Origin of the sequence: Roseimaritima multifibrata, from assembly GCF_007741495.1 — a bacterium.
In the GTDB taxonomy this organism is placed as follows: Bacteria; Planctomycetota; Planctomycetia; order Pirellulales; family Pirellulaceae; genus Roseimaritima; species Roseimaritima multifibrata.
This window is the reverse complement of sequence record NZ_CP036262.1, coordinates 891,978-911,842: the sequence shown is the minus strand read 5'-3', so window position 1 is coordinate 911,842 and position 19,865 is coordinate 891,978. Positions and strand designations below refer to the sequence as shown.

Below are 19,865 nucleotides of genomic sequence, written 5' to 3'. Positions count from 1 at the left end.
AAACTCTCACAGGAGCAGAAGCTGCCAATGTCCTCCATCTAAGCGGGCATACTTTTCCCGGACGGCAGCCTTAATCGCCCAGCCCCAATCGACGCCGCTCTACGGAGCCGGCGTCATTCTGCGCATTCGCGTCAATTTTCGCGGAATCTTTAATTCCGGCGGGCAATCCGTTCGGTGCACTCCTCAACGGTCCTCACCGGGGGGGGCGAAACGTGAGGATCCCCTTGCTTTCGCCTTGCAAACGTCGATTTACGGTTGGTCAAGGAGCCGCATTTAGTCAACCTGAAATTTTTATTTTTCCGAAATTTCTTAGAAGCCCGCATGACAAATTCGTTGCAAGCGCCATCAGCTCTGCCTATTCTACCGATATTCACACCTCTCATTGTCGCCATCTCCCCCGTCTTGCTAGGGGGAAGAATTCCCACCGGCGCGATTAGAGGTCGCTCACATCGTATTTGCATCTAGTTTTTCAGGACCGTGACATGAGCATTCGCAATATCTTTCGTGCTTCGAAACCCGCTCGCACCGACAAGCGTCACTCGCAAAAGAAGTCGCGTCGCCAAGAGCTTCGAAAACGATTGCTCGGACATGAGAACCTTGAACAGCGCCGATTGCTAACAACGTTTGCGAATGCCGATGCGATCATGCTGGACAATGCTGCTCCAGCGGCGACCTATCCTTCTTCGATTGAGGTTTCGGGGCTGAACGGCACCGTTACCGATGTGAATGTTCAAATTGAAGGATTTTCGCACGACTCGCCCGATGATGTGGGTTTGATGCTGGTCGATCCAAATGGCACCGCAACGATCTTGATGCGAAGCGTCGGCGGACTGAGTGCGGTCAGCAGCTTGGATGTCACCTTTGACGCACAAGCGGCGACGGGGTTCCCTGACAGTGGCGAATTAGTTAGCGGATCGTTCTTGCCTACAGTCGGAACCCCCGATGATAAAAGCGAAGCCGGTACCGTCATCCCGCGCACCATTAATGACTTTCCCTCGCCAGCTCCCCAGGGAGCTAGCAATACCGATTTGACGTTTTTCAATGGTGTAGACGCGAACGGCGAGTGGAAACTCTATGCATTCGACGATCATGACAACGACCTCGGCGAAATCGCCTCCGGTTGGAGCCTGCAGATTCTCACCACCGATCCGGTCTTTGTGGGGGATGGATCCGACAACCAATTCGAATTGCGAGTGAACGCCGGTGATAACAGCCTGGTCGATATCATCCAAGACGGAACAGTGACCACAGTTGCTGCCGCGACGTTGAATTCGATTAGCTTTGCAGGGGGTGACGGGGATGATTCGCTGTTCATCGATTTCTCCAACGGCAATCCAATTCCTGACGGCGGATTCTCGTTTGACGGTGGCGACCAAGCGACTCCCGCAGGTGACAGCCTAACGCTCGATGGCTATACCGGCCCTGTCGGAACCACGACCTACACATTTGTTGATAGTGACGCAAACGGGTTCAATGGTCAGATTGAACAGGACGCCAAGCTAATCACATTTGCCGGCTTAGAACCGATTATCAATGGCGGGGTTGCCACCGACATCATTTTCGATCTCCCTGCGATTGCAAACCTTGATGCGGTGTTAAGCAACGATCCGGGGACAGTCGGCGGTAGCCAACTAACGGGCAGCACCTTTGAAGATACGTTCTTCATGAACCCAACCGGTTCGTTAACAATCAATTCGAGCAATGCAGCCGATGTTATTGGTGTGGAGGGCTTGGACCCATCGTTTACGGCGGACTTGGTATTGGACGCGGCCGCCGGAGGTCTAGTTCGCTTTCAAACTTCGCCCACGAATATTGCTGCAGGAGCTTTATTGGTGAACGCCGGCACGATTGAGTTCAATCAACCGATCACCGCAGGTTCAGTGGCTGCGATATCGACCGGGGCGATGACCATCAACCAAAACATCACGGTCACAGGAAACCTAATAATCGCTGTCGACGACTCCGCCGGCGCTGCAGATTCAATCACGGCGACCGGAGCGACGCTACAGTCTAACGCGGGCGACATCCTTCTTTCCGCTGGAGACGATATCGACGTGCAGGCGAGTGCGACCTTGAACGCTCCCGCAGGTGCAGTCACTGTCGAAGTGGATCATCCAATTAGCGACAGCGATATTGGCGTCGGAGCAACGGTCACTTTGGCGGGGACAATCAACGCCCCGGTCACGAACGTGAGTGGCGGAGACGACAATGACACCTTTGTCCCCACCCCTCAGGCAACCACGTCCTTCTTGATCGACGGACAGGATCCGGTTGCACCAACTTCACCTGGCGACACCTTGATCGTCGATGCAGCTGGCAACCCGATGACCGTTACCGAATCTTCGGTCAACGTGGGTGGCGGACAGATCGATTACATCTCGATCGAAACGTTTGACCTGCAGAACCCCGGTGCCGTGACCATCACGGGCACCGCAGCCAACAACACACTGCTGTTGATGCGAGGATCGACAAATGATTCGGTCGCCTATTCGCTTGATGGCGCAGCGCCGATCGAAATCCAAACATCCAACGTTATCTTCGAGGGACTCGATGGTGACGATTCTGTCATCATCGATTTTAATGCAAACGGAATGTTCACAACTTCGGTGCAGTTCAATGGTGGCCTCCAGTCCGGAGTGACCGGTGATGAATTGACCATTTTCGGTACGGTTCAGACACAAGTCTTGAACTACGTGGATGTCGGTCCTAACGGGAACAACGGCAACATCGTTTTGAGCGACGGTGGGCTAACAACAACAATTACTTACGACGGACTGGAACCAATTGCTGCAGGCAATGCCGCCGACACCATCCTCAATCTGCCTTTGGGCACCCCCAATGACGCAACCTTGCAGGATAGCGTCAATCCTGGCGAGATTGAAATCATCGACAACGGGGCGACCTTTGAAAACACGGTGATCCCCAACCCGACAAATTCATTGACCGTGAACCTGGGGGACCAAGGCGACCAACTACAGATCACGACACTGGATACGGCCTACGCAGCCTCTTTGATCATCACCGGTGGCTTGGCAATCAACGACAACGTTCAATTGACGAATGTTGATTTGATCAACACGCCCGGACGTGGTCTACAGATTGATCAAGCAGAAACGATTGGCATTACGGGCGGTGAAATCGCGGGAAATAATGCTGGTGGTGCCAGCGGTGGTGGCATATGGATCCTTGACGGATCGGCTGGAGTGGCGGCAGTCGCAACCATTTCAGGAACTTCGATCCACGACAACCAAGCCACTTTTGGCGGAGGCATTTCAGCCACTCCGGGGAATGTTGACCTAAATCTTCAAGCCGGGACATCGATCAGTAATAACTTCGCGACTGACGCAGGCGGCGGGGTTGATTTCTTCTCTGCTGGCACATTGACCATCGATGGCGGTGTCGACATTTCTGACAACAGTGCGTCGAATAGTGGCGGAGGGATCTACATCGCGAATTCCAGTGCAATCATCGGTTCGCCGACTATTGCAGGCAATATTTCCGGCGTGATAGGTGGCGGAATTGCGAGCACAAACAGCGTTGTGACAATTGACGGAGCGACGATCGAAAACAACACAGCTAGCGGTGCAGGGGCCAGTGAAGGTGGGGGGGGGATTTTCAATATTGGTGGCATGATCGATGTCGCTAACGCGTTCGTCACCGGCAACGCTGCCGATGGAGCGTCAGGTAGTGGCGGCGGCATTCTGAATGCTGCAGGGGGAACGTTAACCGTCACCAATACTTTGATCGATGGCAACACCGCCGTTCGAGCCGGCGGTGGCATCGAGGACAACTCTGGTCCCGGACTGGGCATCACGCTGACGAACGTCAACCTGGATAACAACTCCACGTCAGCCAATCCCGGAAATGGTGGCGGCCTACATATCACCGGCCCTGGCGACAGCTTGATCACCGACGGAACGGTTTCTGGAAACACGGCCGCAGCCGAAGGTGGTGGACTGTGGAACGGTACAGGAACGATGACGATCGATGGAACGACCATCATTGGCAACACGGCGAGCGGTGCGTTGTCCGATCAGGGTGGTGGCGGAGTCTTTAATTCGGGCGGTTTTATCAATATCGATAGCGCAACAATCATCGCCAACATCGCCGACGGAGCAGCTGGTAGTGGTGGTGGGATTCTGAATGATGCAGGCGGAACATTGACCGTCACCAATACCTTCATCGATGGCAATACCGCCGTTCGTGCCGGTGGTGGTATCGAGGACAACTCGGGTGCTGGACTAGGCATCACGCTGACGAACGTCAACCTGGACAACAACTCCACGTCAGCTAATCCCGGAAATGGTGGCGGCCTACATATCACCGGCCCTGGCGACAGCTTGATCACCGGCGGAACCGTTAGCGGGAACACCGCAGCCGCCGAAGGGGGTGGGTTATGGAATGGGGCCGGAACGATGACGATCGATGGGACCACGATCGAAAACAACACGGCCAATGGCGGCGACTTCTTTCAGGGTGGCGGAGGCATCTTCAATGCGGGAGGCACCCTGGATGTGACCCTGTCAACGATCAATGCAAACCTCGCCACGAACTCTCCAGGTGCGGGCGGTGGAATTCTTAGCGATGGTGGCGTGACCAATGTTTCGGGCAGCATGATCACCAATAACGACAACTACGGAATTCGAATCATTGACGGATCCGGCAATATCACCAACAACGACTTTGCTGGGAATATTACAGCGGATCTGTTGATCGATGGCACCAGTGCGGCCGAGACGTTCAACATTGATGCGACGACGGTGCAGTTCGGTGCAAATGTCGTCACCTATGATGATACCGTCCCCGACCTGGACGTTCGTGGCTTAGAAGGGGACGACATCTTTAACGTCACCCCAAGCGTCGACACCCAGATCTTTATCGACGGTGGCATCCCCGTCGCCCCCGCTTCGCCGGGCGACACTCTAAATCTGTTCCTGCAGAACGAAGCCAACGTCTACAGTGACAAAGCGGTCCCTCCAAACGTTTCGATGACCTCATCTGTCGGTGGCATTGAAACACAGCCTGTCACGTTTGTTTCAATCGAAACCTTGTTGGCAACACCAGGCAATCCTAGCCAGACGGTGAACTTCATTGGTGACAATAACAACACCGTCGATCAGACCGACAATCTGGTAATTATCGGTGTCGACGTTGACGGTTCGGCCACTCCTATCCCGGGGGCACAGCCCGAATTTCAGCCCGATGCAGATGGTGACAATGAGTTCCGCTGGAGCTTAAATGGTAGCTCGCCTATTGATGGAACGTTGATCTTTGGTTTCCGAAACGTTTCGTTCCTGAATTACAACAGCGGCGAACTGGTCGACACGCTTGAGATCACTCCTTACGCTGACGATCGACCGCAGGGCTGGGACATCGACGTCTTCTACAACGAAGGAGCACCAGCTGGTTCGGACGGCGATCAAGCCGATCTGCTGATCTATCACACGTCGATGTTTGGCGGTGCGGTTAGCGAAAATATCGTGGTCAAACCTTCTGGCCCCGACAATGGCGAACTGATTGTCACCAACGCCAGCGATGGGTCACTGATTGTTGACATCGACTTTGTCAACAACACCGACATCATTATCGATGACAACGATGGTTCCCTAAACGATACCAATACGCTGACACTGTTGGGGACCGATGGCACAACCCCGCAGACCAGCGGAGACGAAACCGTCGTTGCGAACTTCACCGCCGCGGGAACGGCCGGGAACAATATCGTCAATGTGTCCGACAGCGTCAGTGGACTATTGCTGTACGGCATTCGGGATATCAATAACATCGATGTGGTCAACTTTGACCTTCTGGATGGCAATGATGAGATCTCCATCCTTGGCCGAATCGGTGGCGGAGTTGGTGGCGATATCGATATCGATACCGTCAATGTCTTCGGTGGAGCGGGCAATGATACGCTGATCCTGGACAACATCGATGGGCTTAGTGACATGCCCGGCGGAATCACCTACGACGGTGGGTCCGGTAACGATCAACTGATGCTTGTTGGTCCAAACGCGATCGATTCGTCGACTTACGATATCGGTCCAACGGCCGATGCAGGGACGGTCACCCACGTGAGTGGCGATGCGACGCAGGTGGTTCACTTCAGCGGCTTGGAACCGGTTGTGGATCTAGTCGTTGCGGCGACCCTTACGGTAAACGCAAACGCTGCCGCCAATGCGATCACTTACAGCCAAAGCGAACTCAACCCTGCATGGGGAAAAATCGCTATCGACGGTTTTGAACCGATCCACTTCTCGAACAAAACCACCCTTGTCATCAATGCCGCTGGCGGCGGCGACACCATTCGCTTGGATAACGCGACACTCCCAACCGGCCTGACCGATATTGTGGTCAACGGCGGTGGTTCGGCGGGCGATTCTGTCGAACTGGTGGGCTCAGCCCTTGATGACACGTTTGTCTACACTCCCAATGCACTCGATGGCGGCGTTATCACGCAGGCCGGCGGAGTCGCGTTGACGTACACGCTTAATTCGGTAAATGCGTTGGCGTTGAATGCAGCCGGGCAGGCTGGCGCCGATGCACTGACCGTCACGACGCAGAACGCAACGATTACGCCTGGTACCGATCCCGGCACCGGCATCGTTGATCCTGTCACCTTGGGTGGAGCCCCGCTCCTGTCGCTGGCCTACCAAGGCGTCGAAAACGCCACGGTATCCGGAACCGCAACCGTGATCCAAGGCACCGACGAAAACGACACGATCGAAGTCACTGCGGCGGGCATCGTGACAGTGACAAACGAACTGGGCTTTAGTAACTCAGTGGATGTGTCCGCATTCACTTCCGTTGTGATCAACGCCTTGGGCGGGGATGACAACATCACCGTGACTCCAAGTGCCAACTTGACTGTTTCCGTTATCGGCGGCGATAACGGCGACGGTAGCGATACACTGACCTTTAACGGAACCGGTGGCGACCTCACGCTGGACCTTGCCGCACAAACCGTAACCGAAGCTGGCATCGCAGGTAGCACGATGTCGTACACCGGCATCGAAAACCTGAATGTTAACGCAGGTGCTGGAGCCTTATTGATTACCGGCACGGCTGGCAACGACAACATTGGCATCAAGCCGACCGCTGGCGGTGGCATTTTGGAGAACAACGGGAACGGTCTGGGAATCGTCTTTACGGCCGCTGGAGCCGTCACCGTCGATTCGCTAGGCGGAAACGATACGGTGGTCGTCCATGGGGATTCCGCGGCCAACACGTTTGCCGTTAGCGATACAGCGGTCACCGTCGATGCTTTGACCACAATCAATTTGATCACAGCCAGCGTGCAAGATCTGGTCGTGATGGGTGGCGCTGGCGGAGACACCTTCAACGTCACTCAATCGGATGCGGTATCGATTTCGGTAGAGGGTGGCGATCCAGTCGGCGTTACTGGCGACACTCTGGTTCTAACACCTTTTGCGACTCCGACCTTCGCTGCAGGACCTGAATCGGATGCGGGTGGTTTCTCCGCAGCAGGTGCCGCCGACATCAGCTTTGATCAGATCGAATCGATTACCGTCGACCTGGCCGGAGTTGCCGGTCTGGGAATCGTCAGCGGAACGGGCGACGATGACCACATCACAGCGACTGGAACGGCTGCCGGAACGGTTGAAGTGCAAGTGAACGACGGCCCCATTGCGACGTATACGAACGTCACAAACATCACGCTGCAAGGCCAGAACGGCGACGATGACATCGTCGTCGACGCCGGACTAGCGGGTGCTGGCGTGGCCTTCACCGTTGAATCCGGTTCATCGACCAACGGCAGCGATACGCTGACTGTCCTGTCAGTTGCGGGTCTGGACAACCTCACACTCAACCCAACCAGCCAAGGGGCTGGCACGATTGACCACAGTGCTGCTTCCGGAACCGTGACCTATAGCGGAACCGAAAATGTTGAACTGGTCGGTCAGTTTGGCGAAGGCGATTCGCTGGCTGTTACGGGAACCGATGGCGAAGACCTGTTCGAGTACTTCAGTGCTCCGTTGACCGACTCGGGGACCATCGAAGGGACGATGAATCTTTCAGGATCTCCGTTCACCTTGCCAACGGTATCGTTTACAGGAATGAATCCTTTTGCAGCACGCATGCTTGGTAGTGCGATTGCTGGCGAAAACGACAACGTCGTCTTCTTCGCGACCGAGATGGATGACGAAGTTTCCTTCGATGGTGCAGGAAACTTGACCAACAGCATCGCGGGAAATCTGATCAATTCGATTTCCTTGATGCCGTCCATTGGCGGGTTGCTGATTGTGACCGGAGATGGCAGCGATGCGATCACACTGACTCCATCGCCAGATATCAACGTGGTCGTTCAGGCTGGCAATCCCGGTGCCGGTAGCGACGTATTAAATTTTGTTGGAACGGGTGGCCCAGTGACTCTGGATCTAGAAGGAATGACGATCGCCGAAGCGGGGCTTGGACCTGTTAGCTTCAGTGGCGTCGAACACCTAAACGTGGATGCTCTCGGTGGTAACCTGACGATTCTTGGAACGGTCGGTGACGATGATTTCAGTGTCACTCCAACCGGCACAAATGCAGGTTCGCTGCAGTTGGCGGGTCAATCTTTGACGGTCGATTTCAGCAACACCGGCGACGTTAGCCTGGATGGACTGACCGGCAGCAATGCCGTCCTGCTGCATGCCAACAACGCGGCCAACACGATTACGATCAGCGATGCCGCAGTGACCGTCGATGCCTTGGAAACCATCAACCTAGTGACCGCAAGCGTGCAGGATCTGGTTGTGATGGGTGGCGCTGGCGGAGACACCTTTAACGTCACTCAATCGGACTCAGTATCGATTTCCGTAGAGGGTGGCGATCCAGTCGGCGTCATCGGTGACACTCTGGTTCTAACACCATTCGCAACTCCGACCTTCGCTGTCGGTTCGGAACCTGGTGCTGGTGGTTTCTCGGCCGCCGGTGCAGCCGACGTCAGCTTTGAGCAGATCGAATCAATCACCGTCGATCTGGCCGGAGTCGCCGGTTTGGGGATCGTCAGCGGAACAGGCGACGATGACCACATTACGGCGACGGGGACTGCCGCTGGAACGGTTGAAGTTCAAGTGAACGACGGCCCCATTGCGACGTATACGAACGTTACAAACATCACGCTGCAAGGGCAGAACGGCGATGACGACATCGTCGTCGATGCCGGACTGGCGGGAGCTGGCGTCGCCTTCACTGTTGAATCCGGTTCATCGACCAACGGCAGCGACACGCTGACCGTCCTGTCGGTTCCTGGACTGGATAACCTGACACTGAATCCGACCAGCCAAGGGGCTGGCACGATCGATCACAGCGGTGCTGCCGGAACGGTTACCTATAGCGGCACCGAAGATGTCGAACTGGTGGGTCAGCTTGGCGAAGGGGATTCGTTTGCCGTCACAGGAACGGACGGCGAAGACCTGTTCGAATACTTCAGTGCTCCGCTGACCGATTCGGGGACCATCGAAGGGACGATGAACATTTCGGCAACCCCGTTCACCATGCCAACGGTGTCGTTTGCAGGAATGAACCCTTTTGCAGCACGCGTACTTGGTAGTGCGATTGCTGGCGAAAGCGATAACGTTGTCTTCTTCGCTACCGACATGGATGACGAAGTAGCCTTCGATGGTGCCGGCAACCTGACTAACAGCATCGACGGAAATTTGATCAATTCGATTACCTTAATGCCTTCGATTAGCGATCTGCTGATCGTCACAGGAGATGGCAGCGACGCGATCACCGTGACCCCGTCGGCGGTTATCAACGTGTCTATCCAGGCTGGCAACCCTGGTGCGGGAAGTGATGCACTGAGCTTCGAAGGGACCGGTGGTGATGTCGTTCTTGACCTCCAATCACTAACCGTCACCGAAGCCGGACTCGCACCGGTTCGCTTTACCGGCGTTGAGCAAATCAACGTGAATTCCAATGGCGGCAACTTGACCGTGCTGGGAACCGTTGTCGACGACGACCTGACGGTCACTCCGTTTGACGCCGATTCAGGCCAGATTGAACATGCCTATGGTGTGAATCGGTCCGGTCAACCTTGGGCAGCCAGCGAATCGCCGCTGGTCACCTATCAAGTGAATGGCGGTCAGCTAATGATCGACACCGCAGCGGGTGAAGACACCCTGAACGTTGTCGGGAACGCACTCAATCAAACTTTTGATGTGAACGTGCTGACCGGTACCGTTGCGATCGACGATGGTCCTGTCATTGATAACAACGGCACGGTCACCTGGACAAACGCTGAATCGCTAGGCGTCTTTGGGCTAGAAGGGGATGACACCTTTAACGTCACTCCGGGTCAAATCCCTGTCTTCATCGATGGTGGTGATCCGATCGGCAGTTCGGCTGGCGACCTGATCAATGTTTTGGCCGGTGGGATGGGCGTTCTCTTCGAAGCCGGTCCTGAAAATGACGAAGGTGGAATCTTAAACGGTGCAAACGAGCGGGTCAGTTATGACCACATCGAAGCGATTGGCGTGATCGATGCTCTCTGTGCCGTCATTGTTGGGACGAATGGTGACGATGACATCACCGTGATCGCTCGAGATGCGAGCACCAATCCCGGAACCGATGGCGTTCAAGACTTTACCGTTTCGGTCAACGACGGGATCGCCATCTTGTTCACCGATGTCCCGGACTTGTATATCGATGCCTTGTCAGGGGATGACGATATCGTGCTGCGAACGGCAGCTCCGAACTTGGCGGCTTGGGATGTAAACGTCTTTGTAGCCGGTGGAGCTCCTTCGGACGGAGCCCCCAATGAAGGCGATCGCTTGGCGGTAGCAACCCCAGGTCAAGACAACTTGGTCTACACGCCGACCGGTTCCGATACCGGAACGCTGCTGATCGATGATAACGGCAACGGAATTGACGACGGCACCGATTCGTTGATCACGATCGGAGCCTTTGTCGCTGCATGCCCAGGACTGGATCACACGTCCGATCCAGGCGGTGTGGAACTGCTGGAATTGGACGGTGAAGGTGCCGGGGATGTTCTCACAGTTGTGGGGACGGCCGCCGACGACACGATCGTTCATACACCAGGCAGCGTACGCGACGAGGGTGCGATCCGAGTCAATACACTGCTTGGCATTCAGTATCAAAACCTTGGCGCAGACGCGACCCTGAACATCGACGGTGGTGACTCAAACGACACGTTGGTCGTCAACGGCACGGGCTCTGACGATGCCTTCGACGTTGCAGCGACCACCGGCGCAGTTTCGCTGGTCACCCCTTCGGCCACCTACCTCGCACTGAACCAAACCGGTATTGAAAACCTGACCCTTGATGGGCTGGATGGCAACGACGACTTTGTCGTCAATCAGTCACAGCCTTATACGAATATCAATGTCTTTGGCGGAGGCCCTGGCGGCAGCGATGTGCTGACCGTGAACGGTGCTGCAGGCACTGACGAAGAATTCACCGTGACCCCGGGCTTTGACCGCGGTGACGGACAAGTGGCCATCGTCGGTGGCGGCGTCTTGGCGATTCCTTATATCGGCGTCGAGCATGTGATGCTGCGGGCCAACCCCGGCAATTCGGACAATCTAACCGTCAATGACGATGCTTCCGATAGCCTTTGGACCGTCGACGCCGGGCCAATCTTTGGCGACCGCATTCAAATCGACGCACGTGAATCGATCGATTTCGACGGGTTTAACGATGTCGACCTCGTGAACGTCTTTGGCGCGGATATTTTCACCATCTTCCCAGCCAATTTGGTCGGTTTTAGTAACGAACTAACCGCCAATTCTTCTGGAACCGGACAGGATGTACTACATGTCGTCGGCACCGAAGCGGCCGACACGTTTACGTCAGATGCTGACACGATCACATTGTCTGGCATAAATGTCACAGCCGGCGACACGGGCTTTGCCGAAGTGCAAGTTTCGTCGCTGGGCGGTGCCGATAACGTCTCGCTTTCATTGACGTTGGCCGGTGTCCGTAAGGTCGTTGACGCGGGTGCAGGCGATGACATCGTGAATCTTTCGACAATGTTAGACGCCACGATCTATGGCGGTTTGGGGGATGACAACATCGTTGGCAGTCCGTTGGCTGACTTGATCTTCGGTGGCGCTGGCGACGATATTATCGACGCTTTGGCGGGCAACGATGTGATCTATGGCGAGGCGGGCAATGATACGGTCCGCGGAAACACCGGCAGCGACCGCTTTTATGGCGGCGACGGTTCCGACACGTTTATCTGGATTGCTGGTGATGGCAGCGATGTGATCGAAGGGGGAGCGGGCGGCAGCGATGAATTACAGTTCATCGGCAACGCAGCGGACAATCGCATGGAAATCTTTGGCGGTGGTGACTTCAATCCAGCAGCCGCTGCTTTTCCCATCTTCTTCGGTCCTGCCGGGCAGAATATCGGCTTAACGCAGGATGCATCACGAGCCATTGTCGCCCTGAATTCCACCGGCCGAGACATGGCACAGGTGTTCCTCAGTACAAGCGACATCGAAAATATCGAAATCGATGCCATGGCCGGTGCTGACGAAATCGTCGTTAACAATCAGGCGGATGCAACCTCGACCGCTGGCCTGCCCATTCAGAAAGGGACGGACCTGATTCACACCACCCTGGCGGGTCTTGACCTGCAAGTTTCCCCAGGGGACGGCGTTACCGATACCGTTGAAATTCACGGCCGCTTGGTCGCGGACGACATTCAGGTCACCCAAGATCAGAATAACGTCGACGTCAGTGGTTTCGACTATTCCATTCATATCCAGCACCTTGAATCGGCGCAGGATATGGTGGTCCTGCACGGGCAAGAAGGCAACGACACCATCACCACGGAAGCTGCCGTCTTAAATGTCACCATGCTGACAATCAATGGGGACGCGGGCGATGACGTGATCAACGCCAACGCTTCTCCGCTTGGTGTCGGCAATGGGGCGATCATTAATGGCGACGCCGGCAACGACTTCTTGCGTGGTGGACCGGGCGACGACTTGATCAACGGCGGCGACGGTGAAGACACCATGATCGGTGAAGCGGGAGCCGACACTTTTGATGGTGGCGATGGATTCGACACGATTCAAATCGACGGAACTTCTGCGAACAACGTTATTGATGTTTTCCAGGCCGCTCCGACAACCCTGCAGCATACCGTCGATGGGGACCTGCAGATCGACACCCTAGTCGCTAGCACTGTCGAACAGGCACTGGTCCTTGCCGGTCAGGGCGCTGACTTGATTCGAATCAATTGGCTGGACGCTCATGGCGTCAACGCCGCATTGAACGATTCGCTGCGAATGACCGTGGTCGGCGGCGGTGACGCAACCAGTGACCGGTTGTTAGTCGTCGATGATGGCACAGATGACTTGGTTGTTTACCGCAAAGGGGCTTCGGATGACCAAGGAAGCGTTGAAATCGGCCCAGGCAATGCCGAGCCACTTCTAACCGTCTTCTCAGAAATCGAACGGATCGATTTCATCGACGAAACGGGCACTTCGATCATGAATGACAGCAACGGTTCACAGTTGGCCGTCTTCAAGCACGATCCATTCGAAAGCAACGACGATCGCTTTAACGCAACCTACTTGGGTTCCGGGCAAACGATCAACGTCGACCCAACCATCGATCCTGGCCCCTTGGCCAATCCGTTTGGTGACGGTCAAGATGTCGCGGGCGATCAGGACTTCTACCGCGTGGTTGCCGAAACGACCGGAACGCTTGATTTCCAGGTCTACTTCCGACAAGTCGGGAATCTTGCAAGCGGACGTCCCGGCTTGCCAAACGACGGTAACCTGGACATCAATGTCTTGGATGCCAATGGCAATATCATTGCCGGATTTGGCCTAAACGATGCGGACGACAACGAACGTGTCCGAATTCCGGCAGTCGAAGGACAGACCTATTATCTGCAGGTCTTCGGCAATGCCGGGAACGCCATCAACGCCTACAACTTCTCCGTAGTCAATCATGCGGCTCCCACGCCGTTTGATATCGAACTGGCCGACAATCTTACGATCCTGACCGGATCACAAGAGAACCCACCAGTCATCACCCCTGCAACAGGAACGGCAAACTTCCAGTACGACGCGGTCGCCAACACGTTTGACTTAGATCTGTTTGTCAGCGGCGTGGAATTGACCAATGCAACGGACTTGCCAGAATTTGTTGCCGCTCACATCCACAATGGTGCTGTCGGGGTGAATGGCCCGGTCATTCAAGCTCTGTCCGCCGGGATTGCAGGCTGGGTTCAAGAACCTTCCGGCATCCGCTTGCAGATGGTTGGCGTTCCGTTCACCGGAACCCCGGCCGATATCACTGCCTTGCTGGCGGGCAACACCTACATCAACGTGCATTCGTCAGACAATGCAGGGGGTGAAGTTCGCGGGCAAATTAATGTCCAAAACGTCTCGGGCGTTTCGGACAGTGGACGCAGCCAATTTGACAATATCACGCACGACAACACGCCAACGATTCTGTTGCGTTTGGATGACGCCATTCTGTTGAATGATCTTCCAGGCAATGCGATTGGCGTCCCAGGTGCGGATGCTCCCGATCAAATGATTGCGATTCCACACAATCCTTCAACCGCGACATCCCCTGTCGGTTTGACCGCTGGGTACCGCGTCGCAATCTATGACGAAACCGACACGCACAATCCTGTGTTGCTTGGTTATGCCCAGCCGATTGCGAACTTGAACGGAGTCTACTCCTTCACGTTTACCGATCCACTTACCGATGGCAGTCACTTCATCTCCAGCCGCGTTCAGATTATTGATCCGGCCGACAATGATGCGGCGCCCGCCACCGCAACACCTGCCACCGGATTTGCGCCACGTAGCCTTTCGCTGGAAGTGATCGTTGATACGGTTGCTCCTCCCGCTTCCTTCGGTGAAGCTTCCATCGCAACGGACGGGCTACATCCATCCAGTGACAGCGGCGTGATCGGTGTCGAAGCGACCTACAGCGACGGCATCACCAACGACATGACGCCAACCTTCTTTGGTTATGCCGAAGCGAATTCCGTTGTCCGAGCGTACGTAGATGTGGACGGCGATGGAGTCATCGGCGACGACGATGTTCTGATCGGCCAAACGGTTGCCCAGCCACTAGACGGAAGCAATCAGTTCCCGAACGGTTCATGGGAATTGACATCGAACGTCAACTTCAACCATGATCCACGATTGGCAGGGCTGGGCGTTGATGGGCAACGAACCGTCCTACTACAGACAGAGGACGTTTCAGGAAATCTATCGCCCAACGACGGCAGCATTCGCTTGGACGTGTTCATCGACACCGCTGGGCCGCAGGTTACCGATGTCTACATTACGAACGCACCTGGCTACGACCTGTTTGAATTGAAGCCCGATGGTATCGATCAAGGTCCAACACCAGCGATCACCAGTTTGACCGTCGATGTCCAAGACCTACCAGCCCGAACGGCAGCGTTCCTATACGCTGCGATCGAGGCAAGTGCAACGCTGGATGGACGCATTCACCTGATCGGTGACCATTCGGGAATCATCTCGATTGCAGCCCTGCAGTACGTAGGCGATCCACCGGCTGACGGCATGATCGCTACCGGACGATTTGTGCTGCTGTTTGACACCCCTCTGCCGGATGACCGATTCACACTGACGTTGGAAGACAGTTTGTCCGATCCAGCGGGCAATGCGTTGGACGGTGAAGGGGACTTCAACGAACCCAATGGATTCTCACTGTTCAACCTGGGAATTGTTTCCGGCGATGGAGTCCCAGGCGGCGACTTTGTGGCTCGCTTCACCGTCGACAGTCGTCCGGAAATTGCGACCTGGTCACAGGGAACCGTTTACGCAGACATCAACGGCAACTTTGTCTGGGATCCAGAAGGCCAGGACAATGACGCCAGCAACCGCGACTTTATCTATCACTTCGGTCAGATCACCGACGCTTACTTTGCGGGCAACTTTGCTCCAGCAGGAGCGGTAACCGCATCGGGTTATGACAAAGTCGGAACTTACGGGTTCTTCAACGGCGACTATCAGTTCTTCCTCGACACCGATGATAATGGTGCGGGCGACACTGTCGGATCCATGTACTATCAGGTGAACGCGATCCCCGTAGCCGGGAACTTCAACGCGGCCCATCCTGGCGATGAAATCGGTGCGTTTGACGGCCAGTTCTGGTACCTCGATACGAATGGAAATAACCAGATCGATGCCGGAGAACGTTTTGCCACCGAACTGCGAGGCATCCCGGTTGTTGGTGACTTCAACGGCGACGGTCAAGATGATCTTGCCACCTTCAACAACGACACCGGCACCTTCCAGTTTGACTTAGATCGAAACGGTACTGTCGACGATACGCTCAATTACTACTTCAACGGCTTCGGTGAAAAACCGGTTGCTGGCGACATGAACTTGGACGGAATCGACGACATCGTATTGTGGGTTCCGAACCGCCAAGGCCAACTGCCCAAAGAAGCTGGTGAATTCCACTTCCTGGTCTCGGACCGGCAAGCCGCTTTGCCAAGCACCGTCTTTGACCCTTACAGTCCTGCCCCTCTGGGCAATGACTTGGTCGCTCAGTTTGGTGACGAATTTGCCCTTCCGCTGCTGGGCAATTTTGACCCACCCGTTGGATCTTCCGAACCGCTTGATACCACAGGCTGGTTTACCAACCTGCGGGATCCTGCGGACGTAAACAACGACGGATTCGTCACCCCGCTGGATGCATTGACCGTTATCAACGCCCTGAACCGAGGAATTACTTCAGCCTCCTCGGCTCAGGCAGTTCGGGTTCTGCAATCCTTCGGTGGCGATTACTTGGACGTTGATGCCAACGGATCGATTGCACCACTTGATGCCTTACGAGTCATCAACGTATTGAATCGTCAGGGCCGCGTTGGATCGTCTCAAGGCGAATCTTCGGCTCCACAAGGTGAAGCCGCGAGCAGTTCCTCTTCTGCAGCAAGTTACGCCGCCGCCGTCGATGCCGTCTTTAACGATTCGGATGACGACGATGACGATCTACTGCTCGAGTGGGCTGATGCAGAAGCTCAGGGAAAGAACCTTTAGGAATTAGGACCTAGAGGCCGATAACCGATCAGCCATCGACAGCGGGGCGGAGCGATCCGCCTGCTGTCGACGGGTGTGAAGCGAGGTTCACGCATCGCCGGACATCGATGCGGCCCGTTCTTATGAGTTTGCGGAAGCTCTTTTTGCCGCCGCAATGCGGCCTTCAAGAAATCGGTTCCGAAGGTAACGCGTTAACGGTTGTTCAATTCGCGTGGTCACTAAAATCGCCAACGCAATCGAGAATACCAACGCGATACACATGGCGACCACAGGTGCCACACCCGCCTGATCAAAACGATGAATCAGAACGGTCCCCAAATTGTTATGGAACAGATAAAGCGGGTAAGAGATCGCGCTGATCCAAACAAAAATGCGGAACCTCAGGAGCGGTATTTTCCCATAAGCTGAAAGCGTTACCAAGCCAATAATCAAGGCGGTCGCTAGCGGGTTATGTTTCCCATGATCGATGGAATGAAAGACAGCCGCGGCAAGCAGTATTCCGCATAGATTGCGCCACATCGGTCCCTTGCCAATCTTGATCATGTAAAGCAAGAAACCGATCCCAAACAGTGGGATGAAATCCAGCAGCATTATTCTTCGTACGATTCCAGCGAATTGGACATGCATGCCCGATTCTCCAGCAGCGATCCATGAATCGTGCAGCGGACAGACAAGCAACGATGCGGTAACCATCGCGGCCCAGGTTAGGACGGGCCGCTTCAACGCCCCGCTAACATAAAGTACCGTCAAGATCCCGTAGAACAGCATCTCAATTTGTAGCGTCCACATCACCGGATCGACGCAATCGAACCCGAAGATTTTGGGCATGAGTGTTAAATTGGCCAGCCATTGGCTTCCGGAAACAGGAAATTCCGACAAGGGAGCCATGCCAGCGATGCAGGCATTTACCCCGATAGCGATCCAGAAAATGGGTGCAATTCGGATGAACCGAGCAAGCAGGAAATTTGTCGGCTGCCCACGTCGCAGCAACGACATCGCATTAACAAATCCACTCAGGATGAAGAACAGTTCAACGCCATACGCACCGTACGGCCACTCAAATCCTAACGGAGACGAGTATCCGAACTTCACCGCATAGACATGGGTGAAGTGAAAGAGAACCAGGTTGATAGCCGCCATTGCACGAAGGGCGTCTAATTCGACGATTCGACGATGAGGAACAGCGGGTGCAGGCATCTGAACAAACTTGGCAAGAGGAGTGATTGCGTAAACCTAGGTTTAAGCAACCGCTACGCTCCGCTGGCATGGCAGCATGCATAACATTTGGGGGGTAACCAAGCCGGACGAATCGAATATGTCGATTACATCGATCGGAGCCGAGGCTACAGCGACACCACAGCCCCTTGCTGATCAGCACTTTGCCGGCACGCATTCAGCACCTGTTGCGTCTTGATTGCAATTTGCGGCCAAAACGGATCGGTTTCCTGCGTCAGCACGCACCTTGCAAACGTCTGAATCATCTTGGTTTCTTGAGCGTTTGCTTCGCCACTGGAGTATTCCACAACCGCATTGCGTCGACTGTGCTGGCCAAAATTCCAGCGGCAATTGTCGATTTCCAAAACGTGTTGATGTTCTTCCCAAGCCAGTTCAGGACCATAAAACGGAAGGACAAAATCATTCAGCGTGACGTAACCGTTTTCGCCCGAAATGCTAACGGTCTGCTGGTTTTCGGTGACAAACGAGTTGTAGAAAACGGCGGAGACTCCGTTCGCAAAATTCAATTCTGCCGTGAATTCCGCCGGCACGGGCTCTGGGCTGCCAGGTTTCTGCATGGTCCGAAGCGTGCGGGCAATGACCGATTCAGGCATCTGAAAATCCATTGCCCAGAGAATAAACCGGATCGTGTACCACCCCAGGTCGCCCAGGCAACCGTGAGGTTCCAGTTGACTGTCGGCGCGAATGTTTTGCTGTTCGAAATCAGGTCCACCATTAAAACTGAAGTGGGCATTCAATCTGCGCAATTGGCCGCAGGGCCCCGATTCATCCAGAACGGCTCGCAGCGATTCCAGGCGATCGCTATGGCTGAACATCACTCCGTCCATAAATTGAACGCCAGCGTTGGCACAGGCATCCACCATCTGCTCGGCTTCACTCACCGTTGCCGCAATCGGTTTTTCGCACAGAACGTGTTTTCCTGCGGCGGCCGCTTTCAAAACCCATTCCAAACGCATGGAAGTTGGCAGAGGAATGTAGACCGCGTCCACGTCCTCACGAGCCAAGAGGGCTTCATACCCTTCAACCGCTGCGGGACGGGCTGGCAACATCGGCGATTCTGCCATGCATTCGTCGATGAACCGGCTTGCAGAATCCTGGGATCGGCTGGCAACCGCGGTCACCGTGCTGTTGCCCGAAAGGCAGACGGCTTTCCAGTTTTTGCGGGCAATTGCTGCGGTGCTTAAAAAACCCCAGCGACAGGTTTGGGTAGGCATAGTGGAGGCAGTTCGGTGGAGAGCAGCGAAGACAAGATATCGAGGCACTAGCATAGCGGCTTCCAAGGAGACTGCGAAGAACCTCCCCAATGGTCTATTGATTTAGTGAGTCGACTCTTTTCTGGAAGCCCGCGTTTTTTTGCCAAAGTTTTGGGCCTCCTGGCAGCCAAACCGACGGATGCAAAAGGAATCGACTTGAAGGCCTATCGAAACGTCATCTAGAGAAATGACGCAAGAGAAATGACGCGATGATCGAACGGGGCGGTAGGAAGGCGGCTAGTACAGCAAACGGTATCGGTTGTGACCGATACACCGATCCTGCGGCTGCCGTGGCAAGATTCTTCGGTCTCGTAAGCTGTTCTGCTTAGCGAAAGGAGTCCGACGGCCGATTCAG

The 19,865-nt window shown here is 55.1% G+C and carries 3 protein-coding genes; 1 reads left to right on the top strand and 2 read right to left on the bottom strand.

Translation table 11 applies throughout. The annotated features are described in order from the left end of the window. The first annotated feature begins 482 nt into the window (after positions 1-482). Positions 483-17,021 carry a CHRD domain-containing protein gene (locus tag FF011L_RS03380; protein ID WP_145350150.1) on the top strand — a complete coding sequence of 5,513 codons (16,539 nt, stop codon included), beginning with the start codon at positions 483-485 and terminating at the stop codon, positions 17,019-17,021. Between the two features lie 120 nt (positions 17,022-17,141). Here the strand turns inward: FF011L_RS03380 and FF011L_RS03375 are convergent, their stop codons facing one another. After that, on the bottom strand, positions 17,142-18,218 hold the full coding sequence (locus tag FF011L_RS03375; protein ID WP_145350149.1) for an acyltransferase family protein: 1,077 nt from the start codon (positions 18,216-18,218) through the stop codon (positions 17,142-17,144). A gap of 146 nt (positions 18,219-18,364) precedes the next feature. Then, positions 18,365-19,471, bottom strand: a complete 1,107-nt coding sequence (locus FF011L_RS03370) for a Gfo/Idh/MocA family protein (protein ID WP_145350148.1) — start codon at positions 19,469-19,471, stop codon at positions 18,365-18,367. Positions 19,472-19,865 lie beyond the last annotated feature (394 nt).

Bases quoted from the DNA above. Each gene is read 5' to 3' on its own strand.
- FF011L_RS03380 (WP_145350150.1), top strand. From the start codon at position 483: ATGAGCATTCGCAATATCTTTCGTGCTTCGAAACCCGCTCGCACCGAC.
- FF011L_RS03375 (WP_145350149.1), bottom strand. From the start codon at position 18,218: ATGCCTGCACCCGCTGTTCCTCATCGTCGAATCGTCGAATTAGACGCC.
- FF011L_RS03370 (WP_145350148.1), bottom strand. From the start codon at position 19,471: ATGCCTACCCAAACCTGTCGCTGGGGTTTTTTAAGCACCGCAGCAATT.